General features: G+C 70.7%; 24 protein-coding genes. 1 reads left to right on the forward strand and 23 read right to left on the reverse strand.

Annotation, left to right across the window (positions count from 1 at the left end):
• Positions 1–2: 2 nt before the first annotated feature.
• From ACZ7L7_RS25335 to ACZ7L7_RS25420, 18 genes are all read right to left on the reverse strand, one after another.
• The gene (locus tag ACZ7L7_RS25335) at positions 3–596 is read right to left on the reverse strand and encodes a hypothetical protein (protein ID WP_472077277.1); all 594 of its coding nucleotides are present in this window, start codon (positions 594–596) and stop codon (positions 3–5) included.
• Positions 596–967: a hypothetical protein gene (locus ACZ7L7_RS25340; protein ID WP_250754004.1), complete on the reverse strand. Its 372-nt coding sequence runs from the start codon at positions 965–967 to the stop codon at positions 596–598. The genes ACZ7L7_RS25335 and ACZ7L7_RS25340 overlap by 1 nt, the downstream gene beginning before the upstream one ends.
• Before the next feature lie 16 nt (positions 968–983).
• A complete protein-coding gene (locus tag ACZ7L7_RS25345; RefSeq protein ID WP_250754002.1) occupies positions 984–1835 on the reverse strand; it encodes a major capsid protein in 852 nt (283 codons plus the stop codon).
• Positions 1836–1854: 19 nt separating this feature from the next.
• Positions 1855–2649, reverse strand: coding sequence for a hypothetical protein (locus ACZ7L7_RS25350; RefSeq protein ID WP_472077279.1), 795 nt, complete (start codon positions 2647–2649; stop codon positions 1855–1857).
• 46 nt (positions 2650–2695) lie between these two features.
• Complete coding sequence (locus ACZ7L7_RS25355) at positions 2696–3661, reverse strand: hypothetical protein (protein ID WP_472077281.1); 966 nt, start codon at positions 3659–3661, stop codon at positions 2696–2698.
• Positions 3658–5157: a phage portal protein gene (locus ACZ7L7_RS25360; protein WP_250753996.1), complete on the reverse strand. Its 1500-nt coding sequence runs from the start codon at positions 5155–5157 to the stop codon at positions 3658–3660. The genes ACZ7L7_RS25355 and ACZ7L7_RS25360 overlap by 4 nt, the downstream gene beginning before the upstream one ends.
• 15 nt (positions 5158–5172) lie before the next feature.
• Entirely contained in the window at positions 5173–6810 is a 1638-nt protein-coding gene (locus ACZ7L7_RS25365; RefSeq protein ID WP_472077283.1) for a hypothetical protein, read from the reverse strand.
• Complete coding sequence (locus ACZ7L7_RS25370; RefSeq protein WP_472077285.1) at positions 6794–7285, reverse strand: hypothetical protein; 492 nt, start codon at positions 7283–7285, stop codon at positions 6794–6796. Before ACZ7L7_RS25370 ends, ACZ7L7_RS25365 begins: the two co-directional genes overlap by 17 nt.
• A gap of 723 nt (positions 7286–8008) precedes the next feature.
• Positions 8009–8209 carry a hypothetical protein gene (locus ACZ7L7_RS25375; RefSeq protein ID WP_472077287.1) on the reverse strand — a complete coding sequence of 67 codons (201 nt, stop codon included), beginning with the start codon at positions 8207–8209 and terminating at the stop codon, positions 8009–8011.
• 20 nt (positions 8210–8229) lie between these two features.
• The gene (locus tag ACZ7L7_RS25380) at positions 8230–8688 is read right to left on the reverse strand and encodes a hypothetical protein (protein ID WP_472077288.1); all 459 of its coding nucleotides are present in this window, start codon (positions 8686–8688) and stop codon (positions 8230–8232) included.
• Between the two features lie 16 nt (positions 8689–8704).
• Positions 8705–9166, reverse strand: coding sequence for a Panacea domain-containing protein (locus tag ACZ7L7_RS25385; protein WP_472077290.1), 462 nt, complete (start codon positions 9164–9166; stop codon positions 8705–8707).
• Between the two features lie 374 nt (positions 9167–9540).
• The gene (locus ACZ7L7_RS25390; protein WP_472077292.1) at positions 9541–11625 is read right to left on the reverse strand and encodes an FtsK/SpoIIIE domain-containing protein; all 2085 of its coding nucleotides are present in this window, start codon (positions 11623–11625) and stop codon (positions 9541–9543) included.
• 84 nt (positions 11626–11709) lie between these two features.
• Positions 11710–11886: a hypothetical protein gene (locus ACZ7L7_RS25395; RefSeq protein WP_472077294.1), complete on the reverse strand. Its 177-nt coding sequence runs from the start codon at positions 11884–11886 to the stop codon at positions 11710–11712.
• 5 nt (positions 11887–11891) lie between these two features.
• Positions 11892–12215: a hypothetical protein gene (locus ACZ7L7_RS25400; protein ID WP_472077296.1), complete on the reverse strand. Its 324-nt coding sequence runs from the start codon at positions 12213–12215 to the stop codon at positions 11892–11894.
• Positions 12212–12388: a hypothetical protein gene (locus tag ACZ7L7_RS25405; RefSeq protein ID WP_472077298.1), complete on the reverse strand. Its 177-nt coding sequence runs from the start codon at positions 12386–12388 to the stop codon at positions 12212–12214. The genes ACZ7L7_RS25400 and ACZ7L7_RS25405 overlap by 4 nt, the downstream gene beginning before the upstream one ends.
• Positions 12389–12393: 5 nt before the next feature.
• On the reverse strand, positions 12394–13335 hold the full coding sequence (locus ACZ7L7_RS25410) for a hypothetical protein (protein WP_472077300.1): 942 nt from the start codon (positions 13333–13335) through the stop codon (positions 12394–12396).
• On the reverse strand, positions 13332–13757 hold the full coding sequence (locus ACZ7L7_RS25415; protein ID WP_472077302.1) for a hypothetical protein: 426 nt from the start codon (positions 13755–13757) through the stop codon (positions 13332–13334). Before ACZ7L7_RS25415 ends, ACZ7L7_RS25410 begins: the two co-directional genes overlap by 4 nt.
• Positions 13754–13915: a hypothetical protein gene (locus ACZ7L7_RS25420; RefSeq protein WP_472077304.1), complete on the reverse strand. Its 162-nt coding sequence runs from the start codon at positions 13913–13915 to the stop codon at positions 13754–13756. The genes ACZ7L7_RS25415 and ACZ7L7_RS25420 overlap by 4 nt, the downstream gene beginning before the upstream one ends.
• A gap of 160 nt (positions 13916–14075) precedes the next feature.
• On the opposite strand from ACZ7L7_RS25420, the gene ACZ7L7_RS25425 reads away from it, so the two are divergent.
• On the forward strand, positions 14076–14258 hold the full coding sequence (locus tag ACZ7L7_RS25425) for a hypothetical protein (RefSeq protein WP_472077306.1): 183 nt from the start codon (positions 14076–14078) through the stop codon (positions 14256–14258).
• A gap of 5 nt (positions 14259–14263) precedes the next feature.
• Here ACZ7L7_RS25425 and ACZ7L7_RS25430 read toward each other — a convergent pair whose 3' ends face one another.
• From ACZ7L7_RS25430 to ACZ7L7_RS25450, 5 genes are all read right to left on the reverse strand, one after another.
• Positions 14264–14893, reverse strand: coding sequence for a hypothetical protein (locus tag ACZ7L7_RS25430; protein ID WP_472077308.1), 630 nt, complete (start codon positions 14891–14893; stop codon positions 14264–14266).
• Positions 14890–15150 (reverse strand): hypothetical protein, encoded by a 261-nt coding sequence (locus ACZ7L7_RS25435; protein WP_472077310.1) that lies wholly within the window; start codon positions 15148–15150, stop codon positions 14890–14892. Before ACZ7L7_RS25435 ends, ACZ7L7_RS25430 begins: the two co-directional genes overlap by 4 nt.
• Complete coding sequence (gene dnaB, locus ACZ7L7_RS25440) at positions 15150–16415, reverse strand: replicative DNA helicase (RefSeq protein WP_472077412.1); 1266 nt, start codon at positions 16413–16415, stop codon at positions 15150–15152. The genes ACZ7L7_RS25435 and dnaB overlap by 1 nt, the downstream gene beginning before the upstream one ends.
• Positions 16416–16483: 68 nt before the next feature.
• Positions 16484–17260 (reverse strand): ATP-binding protein, encoded by a 777-nt coding sequence (locus ACZ7L7_RS25445; protein ID WP_472077312.1) that lies wholly within the window; start codon positions 17258–17260, stop codon positions 16484–16486.
• On the reverse strand, positions 17260–18252 hold the full coding sequence (locus ACZ7L7_RS25450) for a hypothetical protein (RefSeq protein WP_472077313.1): 993 nt from the start codon (positions 18250–18252) through the stop codon (positions 17260–17262). The genes ACZ7L7_RS25445 and ACZ7L7_RS25450 overlap by 1 nt, the downstream gene beginning before the upstream one ends.
• Between the last annotated feature and the right edge of the window lie 85 nt (positions 18253–18337).

The raw sequence follows: 18337 nt of genomic DNA on the forward strand, positions 1-18337 counted from the left end.
GGTCAGCTGACCATGGCGATCAGGTCGTCCTTCGTGTACGCCTCGGCGTCCTCGCGGGACAGCAGCCCCTGCTTGACGATGTGGGCGATCCACGCGGACTTCGGGGTGTCCTCGGCAGGGCGTCCGTCAGCGGGCGTTGCGCCTGCTGCGGCACCGGGAGTCGGGCCCTGATGCCGGGCATGGTCGGTCGGGAGGTCGATGAGCTCCTGGCGGGTCATGCCCTCGGCGGCCTCGGGGTCCAGGCCGAGCACGGTGACCGCGTACAGCACCCAGTCCCGCTTCGGCGCGGACTTCGCAGGCCGCGGCACCTGCCCCTCGGTGAGCGCGCTGCCGCCTGCCGGTGCGGCGGGCGCGGACGGGTCCCGCAGGGGAGAGCCGTCCGCGTTGACCTGCCTCAGATAGCCCAGTTGCATGCGGCGCCGTAGCTCCGGGCTCATCTTCGACGGGGTCATCTCGAACACGGCCCCGCCCTCACCGCGGACGAAGATGGTCCCCTCGTCCCGGACGGGAGGCCGCGCGGGCGCCCTGCGGCTGCGCAGGAGCCGCAGGGCGGCAGCCAGTTCCTCTTCCGTGATGCCGTCGGGCAGTTGCGCCATCACACGCTCCGGGGGATACGCAGGGCGGTGATCGCGCCGGTCGTCGTCTCGGACTCGATCAGCATCGAGCCGTCCGACTGCAGGAACCGGCCCGACTCGAACGGGCCGATGAACCGCACCGTGCCGAACGCGACGGTGACGACCAGGTCGCCCTGACCGGCCGCGAGAGCCGGAGGGTTGTCGCCCGCCTTGACGGTGATGTCGAGGTCGGTGTCGTCGTCGGTGTTCGTCACCCGCAGCACCGTGTACTCCGGGACGGCATCGACGATGCGCATGTTGTTGGTCGGCGCGGCGACCAGGTTCGTGCCGGCGGGCTGCGCCAGGCTGCTGTTGGCGACGAGGTTGCTGTACGCAACATCGGTGGTTGCCATGAGCGGGTCTCCTTGCTCAGGTCTGGGAGGCGGTGGCGATCGCGATGCCGTCGGGGCGCACGAGCTTCGCCCCGTACAGGGCCAGGCCCTTCACGGCATCCGAGAAGCTGGACTCGGGCCGGTACGCCTCGGTCTTGTTGATCTGCTCGGCGAAGGAGATCGCCGCGCTGACGCCGGCCTGCACGACGTTGTCGTCGCCGGTCGGGTTCGGGCAGTTGTTGGACTGCATGATGTTGAAGCCCGCGGCTCGGCCCACGAAACCGTTGCGCAGGGCGTCGGTGGTGCCGGATGCGTCCGCGCGGACGAACCGGTCGTCGCGCAGCAGGCGCCCGGTGAACCACGGCGGGACCACGCAGTAGCGGCCCTCGGTGGGGACGTCGGCCTCGTCGAGCGTGACCTTCAGCGGGATCAGCACGTCGTCGTAGGCGTCCGTCGGGGTGGCCGCGACGACGGAGATCGTGCCGAGGTTGTTGCCCGCGGCAACGCCCGTGTACAGGCCCGCGATGTACTGGTCTGCGACATCAGCCAGCTTGTACGCGGCGCGGCTCATCGCCTCGGGCATGACGTTGCCCTTGGCCTGCCGCTTGTCGACGTCGTCGACCTTGAAAGCCCAGTACTTCGACTGGTCGATGACCAGGTTCCGCTGAGCGTCGTTGAGCTCTTCTGGCGTGATGACCGTCGAGTTCGGCACGTAGTCCGCGATCGTCGGGTCACTGATGGAGGTGATCTTGACGACGTCTCCGGCCTCGGAGATCTCGCCCTCGTAGTCCCGGTTGACCACCATGGGCCCGCCGTAGACGAGTGCCTTGCGCCACGCGACCAGGAGCCGGGCGCTCCAGATCTGCGGCTTGAAGTTGGTGATAGCCACGACGGGCCCTCCCTATCGGTCAGCCGCCGCCCAGCAGATCGTCGAACCGGCCCTCCTTGTGGGCCTTGTCGATCTCCTCGGGCGACATGGTCTTGAGGTCTTGCTCAGTGAGCTGCTTGGGCCGGGACGCCTTGCGCGCTGCCCCGCCGTCTCCGGTGCCCTGGAACCTCGGTTTGGCCGTTGCGGCTGCCAGGTAGGGCTTGCTCTTCAGCAGGTCGTCGATCGCGTCGGAGATCTCCTCCGCGTCGACTTCGCCGTCCTCGTTCACCTCGAACTGGCTGAGGTCGAGGAACGTGAGCGCGTCCTTGGGATCGGCTAGCTTGCCGGTCGCCGCGGCGCGCACCTCTGAACGGACGATGCGGGCGTTGGCCTTGACCGTTGCGGCCGCCTCCGCCTGCTTGCGGATCGTGTCCGCGTCGTCCTTCCCGCCGCCCGAAGCGGCGGAATCCTTCTCCGCGAGCATCCGTTCCAGCTCGCGGCGCTTGTCGCGCTCGGTGCGCCACTTGCCCTTCATGGACGCCAGCGCGCGTTTGCCCTTGTCGCCGAGCTGGTCGGCGCCCTCGGGGTCCGCGTCGTCGGTGTCGTCGTCCCCGCCGTCGTCCTGCCCGGCGTCGCTGTCGGTGTCGGCGTCCTCGCCGTCGTCGCTGTCGCCGGTGTCGTCGTCCTGGCCGCCGTCACCGTCGTCGTCGGATGCGGAGCCGTCTCCGCCCCCGCCGTCGGCGTACAGGTACGGGTCGAAAGGGCCGGTGGCGTAGGGGTGGGCCCAGCCGGGCGCGTGCACGCGGGCATGGCGAGGCAGGGTGATGCGGTTCATGAGCGCTCCCATTGCGGAGTGAGGGGCCGGGCGTTGCGCGCGGCCATTAGGCGATGTAGCCGTGCTGGGTCAGCAGCCGCACAGCGTGGTCACGGTCGTCGGCCAGCCTCATGATCTCCTCCGGCATGAGCCGCGGAGTCTGCGAGACGCGGTAGCGCTGGCCCTTGACCTTCTTCAGGTTCTTCAGCCGCTGCCCCGCGAACCCGCGCGAGGTGATGCCTTCTGAGGTGGCCTGCACCTTCCGGCCGAACACCGTCGCGCTGGTCATGCCGCGGCGGGCATTGACGACCTGCGCGATGTCCGCGCCTTCCTCGATCGCCTTCGCCCCCGCCTCACCGAACGTCCGGCGGCGCTGCGCCGGGGACATGGCGTTGAACACGGCGTCAGGGCTGGTGGCGGTCGGCCGGTGGTCGGCGGTGACCGGCTCCACCCCGCACTTGCACTTCGGGTGCCGCTGGAACGCGCGCGACACCGACGACTCGGTCCCGGCGAGGATGATGCACCGTGCGCAGGCCCCGCCCTCCACCACCCGCACATACATCTGCACTTGCGGCCGGGACACCATCGCGACCTGGTCGGCGGCCCTCCCGGCGTCCGCCACCGCGGTCTGCACGACCACGTCGAGCAGGGCCTGGCCGTGCGCCATCGACTGCACGACCGGGCGGCCCGCGGTGACCTGGCGGAGCGCGGCCCACATCGGCGCCATGAGCACGCTCGCCAGAGGCCGGCCGCCGCCGTCGACCCCGACCAGCGCCCCGGGTACGAGCCGCCCGGACACGGGCCGGTCCGGGTCGTCGCCGAGCAGTTCTTCAAGCCAGGCCTCGGCGCCCCGCGCGGCCGCCAGCTGCCCGGCCGCCACGATCGCGACCAGACGGGCCAGCAGCGCCACCCACGACGTGTAGATGTGATCGCGGTCGATGTCCCGCCACACGTCCCGGGCGGCCCGGCCGGTCGCCTCGGCGAGCCGCGCACGGGCCTCCATGTGCGCGACCGCCTCGGGGCTCGGGCTCATGCCGCAACCTCCGGCTCCTCCACCCCGTCCTCGTCCCCGCTGTCGGGTTCGGGCTCGGCGTCCGGGTCGTCGGGCTCGGGCGCTCCGGCGGTCAGAGTGCGGGTGATCTCCGCGACCGGATCCATCTCCATCTCCCGCTCCCGCATCGCGGCGACCTCAGCGACCTCGGTCGGGGTCAGCCCGTAGCGCAGGGCAAGCCACTCAAACGGGAAGCCGAGCTGCTTCAGCTTCAGCAGGGCGTCCGCCATCTGCGCATGGCTGCGGGACTCGGTGTCCGCCCACAGCACCCGGCCCGCGCGCATCGCCTCGGCCTTGCGGTCCTCGCCCTTGGCCAGCGCGATCAGCCGCGCCACCTCCCGCAGACCCTGCCCGTACCACAACGTCTTCTCGTCGCACCGCTTCACCAGGCCGGTCTCCGCGGCGAGGAGCGCACCCTCGGCGAGGTTGGCCATCTTCCCGATCAGGTAGTGCTGCGGGGTCCGGGTCTGCGCGGCGAGGTGCCCGACAGCGACCTCGATGATGCCGGTGTACGCGGCGAGGTTCGCGGCCTGCCACTCGGCGATCTTCGCGTCCTTGCCGGTGATCCACGCAACCCGGTCGACCATGAACTTGTCCAGGTCGACAGGCTGCTTCCCGACAATCTCCCCGGCCGAGTTCAGCTTGGGGATCATCGGCCGCTCGGCGCCCAGGACGACACGCTGCGGGAACGACGCGTAGTCGGAGGCGGTGAACAGCTGCGCCCACAGCAGGTTGATGGCGTCCTGCATCGCCACCACACCGGTCACATCGCTGATCGGGTCCTCGACCAGCATCGGCTTGTTCGGCAGCTCCACCATCGGAACGACACCCATGGGGTTCGGCTGAGGGTTCGGCTCGTCCATCAGCTCCCGGGGCCGCCACCGCTTCAGCTCCTCGTCCACGTCCGCCATCTGCGGGGACTTGTCCTGCTGCTGCAGCGGACGAGAGAACTTCCACACCTCGGTGGGCAGGTACAGGGTGGCGAAGTCCTCGTTGCCGTCCTGCCACCGCTTCAGCGCCGCCCTACGGTGCCGGCGCGAGCCGGGCTCGTAGGCGACGATCGACTGCGACGCGTCCTCGAACGTGACGACCGGCATGTCCGGGTCGTCCGGGTCACCCCACACCAGCACGAAACACCGCGCGCCCGTGACCGCGCCGAGGAACCCGAGCTGGGAGTCGGCGTCGAGGCCGTTGACCTGCCACACCCGCCACAGATCCCTGTCGGCCTGCGTCTCCCCGTCGGCCAGGAACCCCGTCACCGTCAGCCGCTCCACCGGGGAATCAGCGACGACCTGGACCCAGTTGTCGCTGAAGTCCTTGTAACGGTCGCCGTGGTACTTGGCGAACTCCTGACTCGCGAACTTCAGCGGGTGCTTGCCCCGGTAGTAGGCGTTGTGCCGGTCGATCGGGCCGCGCCGCCGGACCAGCTCGTTCTCCAGCAGCGCCACCAGATGCAGCGCCTGAGCCTCCGTCGCCACCGGCCCACCCCCGTCTCATTTGCCGTAGTAGTAGGACGTCTCCGGCTCGGCCAGGCCCGCCGCGATCACATCGCCGAGCGCTTCATGCGCGAGGATCGACGTAACGGCCGCGTCGATCTTCTGCGAGGGGCTCGCCTTCTTCAGGACGTACCGGTCAGCCGGGCGCGCGGCCGCCCGCGTGTGCCCGACGTGCTCGTAGGTGATCGGACAGCCGTCGTGCGTGAACGCCGCACCATCCGCGTTCCGCTTGAGGACGTCCGTCTTCAGCCGCTCAGCCGCGGCGTGCATCGCGATGATCCGCCGGGTGTGCCAGCGGATCACACGCTCCTCCCCGTACCGGTCAACCCACTCGTCAACCTCGGTCTCCCAGTACGGCGGGTCCGCGTACATGCGGACCACGTCGTAGCGGCGCATCAGCTGGTCGACGGCCGCCCGCACCTCGGCGCGCGGGACCTGGCCGTCGTGGTCCTCGGGGTTCCAGATCGTCGGCTCGTCGTTCGGCCCGTACAACGGCGTGAACTGGTAGCCGTCCATCGTCTCCGCGCGGATCGCCGTCCAGTCATCCACGTCCGAGCCGTCGAAGCCGAGCACGATCCGCGTCCCCGGCGGCACGCGCCGCTTCTTCGCCTTCGACGCCCACTTCGCAACGTCCAGCCAGCTGTCGGAGCCCGCCACACACCGGTTGCCGTAGAACCGCTCGGCCTGCGCCGGGTCCAACTCCATGATCTCGGCGCACTCGGCCTCAATGGCGTCGAGGTCGACGTGCGCCGAGCCCGCGTACACATGCCGGAAGATCCGCCGGCGCTGCCGCTTGTCCTTGAAGGACAGCGACTTCGGGGCCTGCGGGTGGTACTTGAAGATGTCCCGCCGCTTCGACTCCGACGTCGTCTGCGCGACCGACTTCTCGCCCGGGTCCCACGCGTTCGTGGTCTCCATCGACCGGCCGCCCATACCCGCCGCGCCGCGGCGCTGCGTCTCGGCGACCCGCCGGAGCTTGTTCTCCTTCGTGTACAGGCCGGTCTCGTCCTGCAGCGCGAAGATGATCGGGTTGCCCAGCCGGGACATGGCCGACGACGTGACCGTGTCGATCAGGCCGTCCTCGCCGATGCGGGTGAACTCCTCACCGACCCGCATCCGCTCCGACAGCGGCCCCTTCTTCACCATCGCCTGCAGCGGCCGGTACACGTTGGCGACCTGGTCCTCGGACGTCGCCGTCAACTGGATCAGCGGGGTCGGCCACGGCCGGCCCATCGGCTCGCCCGGCTCGTACTGGTACCACCAGCCGCACCCGCACCCGTGGTCGGCGCACACGAACCGCTCGCCACCGCTGGCCCAGCCGTTGAAGACGACCGGCCCCACCGCCTCGGCGAGGACGATCGTCGCCGACCACGGGCCCTTGCCGGTCTTCTGCGGTGCCACGACCTGCGAGCGCCGGTAGTGGAACGCGGGCGCCAGCTGCCCGGCCCGGGCCTCGGGCCGCACCCGGTAGTGGTTGACCGTGCACCACAGCTGCCACGGGTACAACTCCAGGTCCTCACCCGCGCGGAAGCCGTCCGGGACCGGGCAGTGAGCCTCGATCCAGTCCGGGACGACCCACAGCGTGGGGAAGTCGACGACGAACTCGGCGGCCTCCGGCTCACGCCCCCGGGCCACGGAACGGAACCACCTTCATGCGGTCGCGCGCGGTCTTCCGCGGCGGCGCCGGCACCTCCGGCCCGCCATCCACGACGACCGCAGGAGCAGGCTCGACGCCCGGCGAGATCTTCCACCGGTTGCGGAGCATCCCCTGCACGGACAGGCCCAGGCTGTCGAGGTACTGCCGCACCAGCTTGCGGACGTCCACCTTCGCCTCGCGCTGCTCGGCCTCAACCAGAGAGCGGACGAACAACGCCACCTCGAAGTGCTGGCCCAGCTCCTCCCACATCACTGCCTGCGGCCGCCCCCACAGCTCGAACCACAGGTCCCACTCCCGGGGCGTGGCATCGGTCAGCGGCCACTCGGGCGGCTCACCCTGCCGACCCTCGGCGGGCAGCAGCGTCCACCCGGCCTTGTCCGAGGGCCGGTTGCGGCGCAGCGCGAGCGGATCGGGGGCCGGTCCGGAGACGACTCGGGCTCCTCCACGGGCCATGACGGTTCCCTCCTCCGAGCCGCGTTGCGCGGCACCAGATGCCGTCACGTTGCGTGACGACGGTGGACCCTTTGAACCTGACGCACTTTCCAGCGCCCTCCCCCGCGCTGTCGGCCCCCCAGCCGGCTGGGGGTCACCCCCCTGGGTCCGGTCACATTCCGTGATCAGGTTCCCCAGGTTTCAGCCGCGGTCTTGCGGGAGTGGTGGCGTTTGGACATGGCTTGCCAGTTGCTGGGGTCGAAGCCTCGGGGTCCGAGTGGTCCGAGGCCGTCGATGTGGTCGACCTCGGTGGCCAGGTCCCGTTGCAGGAGGGGCAGGGCAGTGCACTCGGGGCATTCGCACCAGGGATGGTCACGCAGGTATGCGGCGCTGGCCTTGCGCCAGGCTGTGTTGTAGCCGCGTGTGCTGGGCGCCGGCCTGGCTGCTCTGGCCTTGGCCTGGCAGGTGGGGCAGCGTCCGCTGGGGGTGAGTGTGGGGCAGCCTGGTGTGGGGCACACCTGCATCGCTTTGCGCGGCATGGCTTCTCCCCAGAGTTGTGTGACGTTGTGGCCGCGCAGGGCGGAGCGCCAGCAGCAACCCGCACGGTGTGAGCGATGGGTTGGCCCTGCGCGGAGTCTGAGGGGGTACGGCGAAGCCCCAGCCGTTCCTAGGTCGGCTGGGGCCTCGGGGCTGTGTGTGGGCACAGTGGTGCACGGCGATCGTCACACAGGCTCTGACCTGGGGTCAAGCGGACTGGCGTTCGCGGCGTTTCGCGGCGATGGCGGCGACGTCGCGGGCGGCGTAGGTGGGGCGGCGTTCGGTGCCGCCGGAGCGCGTGAGCTGTCCTCGGTAGACGAGGTTGCGGAGGGCTCCGGCGCTGATGCCGAGGGCCTGGCGGGCCTGGGCGGCGGTGAGGTGGCCGGGCGGGGCGTAGAGCTGCTCCATGTGGTCAGTGTGGCTGGTGTTCAGGTGTTGCGCGGTTCCCAGGGGTAGATCTCGTGCTCTGGGTCCCACCACAGGACGTGGAAGACGTTGCCCTCCATGAAGCCGTACAGGCGGGGCTTCTTCCAGACGCGGAAGCGGCCGATCTTCGTCATGTCGCCGAGCCTCAGTTCTTCCAGCCGGCGCATTGCTTCGGGGAGCAGGCCGCTGGGGAGGTCGTACTCGGTGTAGATGCTCGATTCCCGGACTTCCTGCACCGTCATGGTCTCGAAGTTGGCGAGCCGCCCAAGGACGGCATTCCAAGTCTCGGTGGCCATGTGCTGCAGCCCCCAGCGCCCCTCCATGTCGGCGTGGGTGAAGCGCCAGCAGACCCGCTCATGCGAACTGCCCGCCCCGGGGAGTTTGCCCTGAGCGGGCAGCACGATCTGCTTGCCCTGGGTCGGCTTGCCTGGCGTGGCCAGGCGTTTTTTCGGTTTTGCCACCCCGCCCCGGTTCTTCTTAGTCGTCGGCGCTCGTCGAGATCAGTCGAGAAAAGTACTCGAACATGTCGACGTCACTGAGTTCCTCGTTCGACCGCTCCAGCTCACGAGCACCAGCTCGACGGCGAGCCATGTCCCAGGGTCCTTCGGTCTGGTGGCTCATCTCGGACAGCTGGTGAGCGGTGTACTGGTCGAAGTTCTCCAGCACGATGTCGACTGACTCCCGCTGCCCCACGGTCAGCGCCTCCGGGTTGCCGGAGATGTCTCCCTTGTTGAGGGTGAACCGGCCTCGGTGGCAGGCGTAGAGAGCGGGGGCCACTGGGCCGTTGGCCCAGGCTTCGAAGCGCTCAGGAAACATCTGCTCGTCTTCCCACGCAAGGTGGTAGCCGTAGGCGTAGTAGCAGAGCTTCTGCAGCTTCATGGCCGACATTGGGGCGGCCTTGGACAGAATGTATGCCGCCACGTCGTGGACAGTTCCCATGGTCGCCCCCTTTCGTCTCGTCTCCCTCCACGTTAGCCCAGCCTTCTTTGCGGCGTGCGACCGAGTGGTGTGGCGAGCGAGACAGTCCCCCAGACAGTCCCAGCGTATCGGGCTGTTCTGACACCCGTAAGAGGGTGGGTGAAGGTCTGGACGAGTGGTGACCATTCGAACAATTGGGCGGACGTATGGCTGTGTGACCTTCCCCGACTTCAAGCCCGGCGGAGGCCGGGCAACCTCGGACAGGCTCCCTCCGTGGGCTCTGACGGACGAGCCGAAACCCGAAACTTCGCAGGTCAGGCCCGATATCGGGGGCGAAACCGGTTTCGGATCGGGGTGAAACCACAGGGGTGATCCGAAACCGGTTCGCGGGGGGTTTACGCGTCGTCGTCGGTGGGGGCGATGTCGGTCCAGCGCAGGCCCTTGGCGCCGCCGCAGCAGTCGCGGATGGTCAGCTGCCGGGTGGAGATCTTGAAGGGCTTGAGGGCGGCGGACAGGGCCGTGGACGATCCGGCGGCGTCCATCTCGGTCCACGGCCCGTACAGGTCGGCCCGGTAGGCGGCGAGGGCCTCCACGAGGCGGTGGGAGTGCACGGAGTCGGTTCCGTCGGGCCAGATGGCGCGCAGGTGGTCGAGGACGGTCTCGGCGTCGTGTTCCTCGACGGCCGCGCCGACGGCCTGTCCGGTGAGCGTGCCGGCCGCGGTGCGCAGGGCCAGGGCGCGCGCGGCGATGTCTTCGGCTTCGGTCTGCTTGATGAACGCGGCGCGGACGGTGATGCCTTCGCGGCCGCGGGCGAGGATGCCGGTTCCCTGTTCGTCGACGCTGATGTCGGTGGCGCGCAGGCCGCGGTCGTAGGCGCCGGTGCCGAGGACGTTGTTGTTGGCGCGCCAGTCCATGACGGCCAGGCACAGGCGGGTGCCGACGCTGCTGGACACGGAGGTGGGCAGGCTGGGGGCGTCGGGGTTCTGGGTGAGGAGGATCAGGATGATGCCGTAGGCGCGGGCCTTCTTGATGAGCCGGGTGGCCAGGGCTGCGGCTTCGTCCTTGTAGTCGGGGTGGGTGAACAGTTCCTGGACCTCGTCGACGACGATGACGCGCGGGCCGAGCTGCTGCTCGGGGTACTTCTCGGCGAGGGCGCGGGTGACCTTGCGGCCCTCGGGAACCTCCGAGGCCGGGAGGGAGCGCACGAACGCGGCGCGGCGCTGGTATTCGGCGATGCCGGAGCGCATGCCGGCGAGGGCGGCTTCGAGGTCTTCGTCTTCGTCGCCGGAGACGTAGCGGTGGCAGATCGGCTTGACGGAGTCGAGGTCTCCGGAGCCTTTCAGTTCGTAGATCCACAGTTCGGCGGTGGGGTCGAGGGCGACGCCGAGGACGATGGCGAGGGCGCAGGAGGTCTTGCCGGAGCCGGGGATGCCTCCGACCAGGAGGTTGGAGTACATGAGGGTGATCTCGACGAGGTTGCCGCGCGGGTCGAAGCCGAAGGGGAGGGGCTGGTAGACGTCGGCCTGGCCCTCCTTCATGAGCGGCCACAGCTTGCGGCCGGCCTTTGCGGGGTCGCGTTGTGCGACCCACAGGACGAGGCGGCCGGGGTGGGCGGTGCGGTCGGCTTCGGGCCACACGGTGGAGATGGGGCGGCGCATGGCGGCGGCGAGGGCGGCGCGCTTCTCCAGGACGGCGGTGGCTTCGACGCCCGGGGGGAGGTCGATCTCGGCGCGCCAGCCGGGGCCGTCGCGCATGACCTCGGAGGCGAACTCGACGCCCTTGCGGCCCTTCTTGCCCTCGAAGCCGATGGCGGCGAGCGCGTCGAAGATCTCGGTGGAGTCCAGGCGGCGCATCACGTTGGTGGCGACGTAGCGGGTGATCAGGGGCTTGTCGCCCTTCTTCCCTGCGAGGCCCGTCAGGGCGGCGGCGCCGATGGCGGCGGTGAGGGTCCAGCCGGGTACGAGGAAGCCCGCGATGAGGGTGGTGATCCCAGTGGCGGTGGCGACGGCCAGGGAGGCGATGCGGCGGGGGCGGACGCGGCGGGAGTGCTCGCGGGACAGGGCCAGCCATGCCTCGATGTCCGCAGAGGCGGCGGCTTTGGCCTCGACGGGGCGGGCCTCGGTGTCGGCGACCCACTTGCCCCAGCGGATGATGAGCCGTCCGGCGCCGCGCGGGGAGCGCAGCAGGAGACGGGCGAGGTAGACGGGGGCGCGCAGGGCGTGGAAGCCGGTGAGGTGCGCATAGTAGGACACGGTCCAGCGGGCGGTGTCCTTGAAGGTGTCCCAGCGGCGCAGGGCCGGGGGGATCACGGGCGGGGCGTCGGCGAGGTAGGCCTGCTTGTCGGCGATCCATGTGCCGGGGTCGGGGGCCTGCTCGGGCGGGTCGACGGGCCGGGGCGTGGCGGATTCGACGACGTCGATGACGGTGGCGGACAGGGTGTCGGGAAGCTCTTTGTGGAGCTGTACGACGTTGTCGGTCATGCTGGGGTTTCCTGCCTCTGTTTGGGGTTCAGGGGCCCGGGGACGGCGGCTGCTTGCCGGTATGGCGCCGTCCCCGGGGCGGGGTCACTTCTTGCGGCGGGCGTTCTCGCGGGCCTGCGCCTTCTCGCGGATCGCGTCGACGCGGTTCTCCAGCCGCTTGGTGCCCTTGCCGCGGGCTCGGCGGTGCTCGATGCGGACGCCGAGCGCGATCACGCGGGCCAACTCGCTGAGGTTGTGGGGGTCCTTGTCGGTGAACGCCATGACGGTCACTTCCTCTTCTGGTTCTGGTAGTCGGCCCACAGGCCGCGCAGGACGAGCAGGCAGACGGTGGCGCAGACACCCCCGATGGCGACGGCGACCGCGAGGAGCGCGGCGGCCATGGCCAGGAACGAGAGGGCGACCGCTCCGCCGATGCCGGCCGCGACGTACAGGCCGACCGGGCGGCGGGCGGGCGCCGGGGCCGGTGCCGGGGTGGGCTGCTGGTTGTGGAGCTGCTGGGCGGCCAGGACGGCGGCCACGAGCCGGGTCATCTCGGTGCTCTCGGCGGCCTCGCGTGCCGCCTGCTCGGCTTTCTGCAGGGCGTCGCTCACCGCGTCCACCATCCCTTCGGGGTGCGCATGTGCGGGCGGGTGAGCGCGCCGAGCGTGAACGCCACGAGGACGGGCTGGGAGACCGCAGCCGCGGCGACCGTGACCACGGCGGCGAGGGCCTGCGGGACGAGGAGCAGCACGGCGAGCGCCGCGCCGAGGAGGATCCACTTCACGGCGATCACTCCCCACCCTCGGCGAGCTGCTTCTCACGGTCGTACAGGGCATCGATCACGTCCCAGCCACCGGTCAGTTGCCGCTCGTTCATCGCGGCCCGCATCGCCTCCCTGAACTTCCGCTTCGACGGCGGCGGATCGGTGGCGTACAGCTCGGCGGCGAGCATGGCCACGGCCCGGCTGTTCGCCTCGCGGGGGCCTTCCAGCGGGGGCGTGCCGGAAACGTGACCGCCGGGCGTGCCGGGGAGGTCGGAACCCCCCGTGCCATCTGCGGTTTCGCTGTCTGGCACGCCCCCGGCGAGGAGGGCTTCCAGCTCGCGGTCGGAGACGAGGGCGGGCAGGGGGGTGTGCCAGTCCGGCACGGGGTGCCGGTCGAGGGTCTCGGCGTAGGTTTCGAATGCCTCGAACGTCGTGACCGCGGCGTCCGCTTCGGCCTTCCTCGACCGCTTCGCAATGTCGGCGGCGGCCCGGGTTTCGTCGGCGCGGGCTTGGGCGACGGCGCGGGAGACGGCGATGCGGTCACGGGTGACGGCACGCGCACGGTCGATGGCGGCCTGGGCGCGCGGGCTGATCCGTGTGGTGTCGCGGTCGACGGCCATGACGAGCGTCACCTTCGCCAGCACCGGGATCAGGGCGCCGACGGTGGCGGCGAGCCAGTCGGCGGCGAGGATGCCGTGCGCGGCGAGGATCGCGACGGTGAGGGGCAGGAACGTCCAGCCGATCGCCTGGGGGAGTCGGGCGCTGGAGCCCTGCCGGCGGTGGGCGGTCTCCTGGGCGAGGGCGTACAGCCAGACGGCGTCGTAGAGGACGGCGACGGAGTAGGCGAACGCGGGGTGTGCCTGCGCGGTGAGGATGTCGCCGATGGCGGCGACGGCCCATACGACGGCGATGACGGTGAGCAGCACGGGGAGCGCCCACGTGCCGGTCTTCTTCAGGCCGGTCTTCACTGTGCACCTCCGTGGCGGGTGGGGTCGCATACGGGGCAGGCGTGCGCGGTGTCGGTGGATTCGTGGCAGCGGTCGACGCAGGCGCAGCACCAGGGCGTGGTGCTGTAGCGGGCGTGGCCGTCGGACCTGGTGTCGGTGGGGTCGAAGCGGCGGTGGCAGCGGCGGCAGCGGTTCTTGGCGCGTTCGGCGGCCTCGGTCTCCTCGGCGGTGAGCTTGTGGCGGAGCCAGTCCGTGTTCCAGCCGATGCGGTCGGGGCCGTCGGCGAGCCCGTCACGGAGGACGACCAGGGCGATGCGCGCACGCTCCTTGAGCCGCTCGTCGTAGTCGGGGGCGCCGTAGTCGACGGTGAGGGCGTCGGCGACGACGTCGAGGAGTGCGCGCAGGTCGCGGGCTTCGGTGGACGGGGTGGGCTTCTTCGTCATCGCGCGTCCACCGCCTTGCGGATGGTGCCGGTGACGCCTGCCTGGGTGACGCGCACGGTGAGGGTGCGGCCGGGGCTGCGGCGGATGACGCCCGCGGCGATCAGGCGCCGGGCGGGGGTGGTGCCGCGGGTGTCCGCGGGCATGGCAAGATCGGCCATAGCCGGATCTCCTCCTGGTTGGTCAGGATGGGGTTTCGGTCAGGCCCTCGGTCGGTGTTCCAGCACCGCCGGGGGTCGTTTGTTTCCACCGTTCAAGGTGGCTAGCCACCACCGTAGCAGGACGGTAGACCGGTGGCTAGCCGCCGTGCGAAGATGCGGTATGCCCTCAGTCCACAAGCACCCCGCCAAGGCATTCCGCCCCGACCCCGAGCTGTACGAGCGGGCCAAGGGCGCCGTGGCTGAGGTCGGGTCGGACATGCAGTCGCATCTCGTCGGCTTCCTGCGTTGGCTCACGCACGAGACGGACGAGCTGCCCGAGCGCCCCGCCAAACCGCAGCAATAGCCGCCTCACGCGCTTTGCCGCGGCTGGTAGTGCCGCAGCAGCAGCAGGTCCTGCTCGGTGCGGTACTCGGTCCCGCAGGACCGGCACCGCACCGGTTCACCGGGCAGCCGGGACAGCACGGCGCCGCACACGGTGCCCGCGTGGTCGGTGACGGCGACGCACCTGCCGATGTGCTGCCGCCTCGGCGGGGGATCTCCGACGATGGCGAGCATGCCGGCCTCCAGGTCCCGCACCTCCCGAGCCAGGTCGCCGGCGGCCGGGTAGTGGGCGGCGATCCACTCCAGCTCCATGCCGAGCCATCGGCAGGCGGTCGCGAGACGCTGGTCCATGCCGCCCTCGGTGGGGGGCGGGCTGTGCTGAGGCCAGCGCACGCGCTGCACGTCCGCCCGCCACGACTCCACGATCAGGACGACGCCGCCCTGCCGCAGGTCGATGACGTCCTCGTTCACGGGGGAGCAGGGGCCCGGTGTGCCGCCGACCTCGACGAGGCCGGTACGGCGCGGCACCAGGTGCTCGGCGAGCTCGGCGAACAGAGCGGGCAGCCGCTCGAGGCGCTCGGCGAGGGCGAGGGCGTGCCGGTGGCAGAGGTAGCCGCGCTCCAGCTGCTCGCCGCACAGTCCGCATGCGGCCGTCACTGTGCACCTGCCCCGGGTGCCGGGTAGCGGTCGGGCCACAGCTGGTGGAGGTAGGCGGCGGCCTCGGGGGTGAGGCCGGGGGAGCGGGTGCCGTCCGGCCACGCGCCCGGCCGGGACCGGGGCGGCACGGGGGCGGGCTTCTTCGCGCGCGGCTGCGGGACGGCGGTGACGGGAAGCCCCGACGCCATCAGCAGCAGCGCGGCCAGGTCGCCCTGGGCTCGGGCGGCGGCAATGTCCTGCTCGGTGAGTGCGCTCATCACATCCTCGCCATGTCGACGAACCGGGAGTAGTGCAGCTGCGCGGCGACGGTGACGGTCGAGGTCGGCCCGTTGCGGTGCTTGCCGACGATCAGGTCGGCCTCACCGGCGCGCGGGGAGTCCTTGTCGTAGGCGTCCTCGCGGTGCAGCAGGATCACCATGTCGGCGTCCTGCTCCAGGGAGCCGGACTCCCGCAGATCGGACACCTGCGGCTTCTTGTCGGCGCGCTGCTCGGGCCCGCGGTTGAGCTGTGCGAGGACGACCACGGGCACGTCGAGCTCCTTCGCCATGAGCTTGATCGCGCGGCTCATGTCGGAGACCTCCTGCTGCCGGGTCTCGGTGCGGCGCGTACTGCCGGAGGAGAGCAGCTGCAGGTAGTCGATGACGACCAGGTCGAGGCCGCCGCGCTGCTTCAGGCGCCGGCAGCGGGCCTTGATCTGGGTAACGGTCTGGTTCGGGGTCGCGTCGATCGTCAGCGGTGCCTTGGTGATGCGCGGCATGTGCTGGGCGAAGCGCACCCAGTCGGAGTCGCTCATGCTGCCGCCGCGGATGTGGTGCAGGCCGATACGGGCCTCGGCGGAGATGATGCGGTGCTGTACCTCGCGGCGGGACATCTCCAGGCTGAAGAACGCGCACGGGCGGCCGTCGTGGATCGCGGCCTGGCGGGCCATGTCCACGCCGACGGTGGACTTCCCGAGGGCGGGCCTGCCCGCGATGATGACCATCTGGCCGGGGTGAAGGCCGTGGGTGAGGCCGTCGAGGTCGGTGTAGCCGGTCAGGACGCCGGTGGCGTGTCCGTCGCGCTGGAGGGTCTCCAGTTCGTGGATGAGGTCGCCGAGGTCGTCGCCGATGAGGGCCGAGTCGGGGTCCTCGCGGATCTGCGCGGCGTCGTTGAGTTCGGCCTGGGCCGCGTCCATGGACTCGGTGGGGTCCGCGCCGTCGTAGCCGAGCTGCACGATCCGGGTCCCGGCTTTGATCAGGCGGCGGCGGACGGCGCAGTCGCGGACGATGCCCGCGTAGTACTCGGCGTTCGCGGCGGTGGGAACGGCCTTGACCAGGGAGTGCAGGTAGGGCGCGCCGCCGACCCGGGCCAGCAGGCCTTGCTCGCGCAGCCGGTTCGTGACGGTGATCGGGTCGGCGGGCTGTCCGGCCGCGTGCAGGGCGAGGATCGAGCTGTAGATGGTCTCGTGTCCGGGGGCGTGGAAGTCGCCGGCGCCCGAGAGGACTTCGACGACGTCGCCGATCGCGTCCTCGGACAGCAGCATGCCGCCGAGCACGGACTGTTCCGCGGCCTTGTCGAACGGCAGCGGGCGGGTCAACTCCTCGGTCTCGGTCACGCCTGGCCCTCCTTCGACAGGCGCCGGTCGTCGCCCTTGAGAGCGATCCGGTCGCACATCTGCGTCAGCCGGGAGGCCACCCGCGCGCCGAGGGCGTCGGGGAGGGACTTCGGCGGGAGGTTGCTGGCGAACAGCGACGGCAGGCACTCGTCGTACCGGTGGTTGACCAGCCGGTAGATGACCTCTTCCGCCCACTCCGAGGGCTTGGCGGCGCCGAGGTCGTCGAGGAACAGCAGCGGCGTGCGGGCGATCTTCCGGAACTCGGCTTCCGAGTCGTGGCCGGGGCGCGGCCGGAGCAGGGAGTACAGGTCCGCCTCCGTCATGGCCTTCCAGGGCATCCAGGCCCCCGCGCTGGCGACGGCCTGGAGTGCGCCGTAGCCCCAGTGGGTCTTGCCGGTGCCGGTCGGCCCGAGGAGCAGGACCGACCGGGCGGCCGTCGGGTCGGCCGCTACCTGCTGCGCCCAGGCGGTGGCTCGCTCGTCGGGAGCCGCGTCCCGGAACCGCAGCGGCACGTTGCGGCTGAAGTAGTCCAGGGCGTGCTGGCGTCGGTCGGCGAACTGGTCGAAGAAGTATTCCCGCAGGAACGCGGTCTCGGCGGCCGTCAGCGCCGAGACCGGCAGGCGCCCTGCGAAGTGCTCGGCGAACCGGTCCGCGGTGTCCTCGCCGAGGTGGCCGACTGCGCTGCGGGTGGGCAGCGCGTAGGAGCCGGCGGGGATGCCCAGGGCGGCGTGGTCGATGGTCAGGCGGGTGGTGCGGGTCTGGTCAGCGGGCATCAGAACATGTCCTCGTCGTAGACGTCGTGGTCATCGGGGTTGGCGTAGGGCTGGTGCCCGGTACGGCCGGGGGCCGGGGCGGCGGGCTCGTCGTCGTAGCAGCCCGCGTTCAGCCACCTGGCCGGGTGCTTGGTGAACTTCGGCGGTTCCTCGCGGCGCTCGATGGCGTAGGCCCTGGCGGCCTCGACGATCCGCTCGGGCGGCACGCCGTCGCCGATGGCCCGGTTCCAGGCGCGGACGGCGTCCCGCTTCTCGGTGCGGCGGGGGTATGCCTTCCAGAAGTCGGCGAAGGCGTCGGGGTTCACCGGCTCGGCCGGGTTGCTGGAGGCGGACCGGCGCTTGGGTGCCTTCGCAGCGGGGGGAGCGGGTGCCGGTTCGTCGAAGAGCGCGGCGTCGCGGCTGTCGGTGTCTCCGGCGACAGCCGGAGATGTAGTTGTAGTTGTTGAGGTTGTTCTTTGAGGGATAAGGGTCCCCCCAGCGGGGGACCATTCCGGCTCTTTGGTCTCCCCAGCGGGGGACCTTTCGTCGCGGATGGTCTCCCCAGCGGAGGACCTTTTGGTCTCCCTGCGGGGGGACCTTTCCTGATCGATGGTCTCCCTGGCGGGGGACCTTTCAGGGGCGGAATGGTCCCCCGCCAGGGAGACCATCAGTGCGCTGCATTCGTCCTCTTTGGGCACCCGGAACGTGGTCCGGTGTCCCGCACACGCGAACACCGTCCGCCCCGCTTTGTCCTTCAGAGGCTGACCGAGGTGGTCCTTCAGCGGGACGCGCAGCTCGATGCCGTTGGAGGCCAGCTTGCCGAGTACCTTGCCGACCTGCTTGACCCCGGCCAGCCCGGCACGGCGTGCCACGGTCTCCAGCACCTCGGGCGCGCTCGCCACGCGGGTCTTGTCACTGGCCTGGTCGGCGATCTCCAGCGCGACCAGGCGCTCGCCGGAGGACAGGCCGACCGGGAGCCGGTCAGCGAGCCAGCGGCGCAGTTGGTATCCCATCAGCGGCCTGCCGAGGGCAGAGAGACCCGTGCGCTGTAGGGCGCTGTCGTCGGGCCTGTGTTGTTCAAGGTGTTGCTCTTTTCGT

The organism is Streptomyces sp. NPDC110618, from assembly GCF_055657065.1.

What these genes read in the sequence shown, in the direction of transcription:
- ACZ7L7_RS25335 (WP_472077277.1), bottom strand. Translation starts at nt 596, where the DNA reads ATGGCGCAACTGCCCGACGGCATCACGGAAGAGGAACTGGCTGCCGCC.
- ACZ7L7_RS25340 (WP_250754004.1), bottom strand. Translation starts at nt 967, where the DNA reads ATGGCAACCACCGATGTTGCGTACAGCAACCTCGTCGCCAACAGCAGC.
- ACZ7L7_RS25350 (WP_472077279.1), bottom strand. Translation starts at nt 2,649, where the DNA reads ATGAACCGCATCACCCTGCCTCGCCATGCCCGCGTGCACGCGCCCGGC.
- ACZ7L7_RS25355 (WP_472077281.1), bottom strand. Translation starts at nt 3,661, where the DNA reads ATGAGCCCGAGCCCCGAGGCGGTCGCGCACATGGAGGCCCGTGCGCGG.
- ACZ7L7_RS25370 (WP_472077285.1), bottom strand. Translation starts at nt 7,285, where the DNA reads ATGGCCCGTGGAGGAGCCCGAGTCGTCTCCGGACCGGCCCCCGATCCG.
- ACZ7L7_RS25375 (WP_472077287.1), bottom strand. Translation starts at nt 8,209, where the DNA reads ATGGAGCAGCTCTACGCCCCGCCCGGCCACCTCACCGCCGCCCAGGCC.
- ACZ7L7_RS25385 (WP_472077290.1), bottom strand. Translation starts at nt 9,166, where the DNA reads ATGGGAACTGTCCACGACGTGGCGGCATACATTCTGTCCAAGGCCGCC.
- ACZ7L7_RS25390 (WP_472077292.1), bottom strand. Translation starts at nt 11,625, where the DNA reads ATGACCGACAACGTCGTACAGCTCCACAAAGAGCTTCCCGACACCCTG.
- ACZ7L7_RS25395 (WP_472077294.1), bottom strand. Translation starts at nt 11,886, where the DNA reads ATGGCGTTCACCGACAAGGACCCCCACAACCTCAGCGAGTTGGCCCGC.
- ACZ7L7_RS25415 (WP_472077302.1), bottom strand. Translation starts at nt 13,757, where the DNA reads ATGACGAAGAAGCCCACCCCGTCCACCGAAGCCCGCGACCTGCGCGCA.
- ACZ7L7_RS25420 (WP_472077304.1), bottom strand. Translation starts at nt 13,915, where the DNA reads ATGGCCGATCTTGCCATGCCCGCGGACACCCGCGGCACCACCCCCGCC.
- ACZ7L7_RS25425 (WP_472077306.1), top strand. Translation starts at nt 14,076, where the DNA reads ATGCCCTCAGTCCACAAGCACCCCGCCAAGGCATTCCGCCCCGACCCC.
- ACZ7L7_RS25435 (WP_472077310.1), bottom strand. Translation starts at nt 15,150, where the DNA reads ATGAGCGCACTCACCGAGCAGGACATTGCCGCCGCCCGAGCCCAGGGC.
- dnaB (WP_472077412.1), bottom strand. Translation starts at nt 16,415, where the DNA reads ATGCTGCTGTCCGAGGACGCGATCGGCGACGTCGTCGAAGTCCTCTCG.
- ACZ7L7_RS25445 (WP_472077312.1), bottom strand. Translation starts at nt 17,260, where the DNA reads ATGCCCGCTGACCAGACCCGCACCACCCGCCTGACCATCGACCACGCC.
- ACZ7L7_RS25450 (WP_472077313.1), bottom strand. Translation starts at nt 18,252, where the DNA reads ATGGGATACCAACTGCGCCGCTGGCTCGCTGACCGGCTCCCGGTCGGC.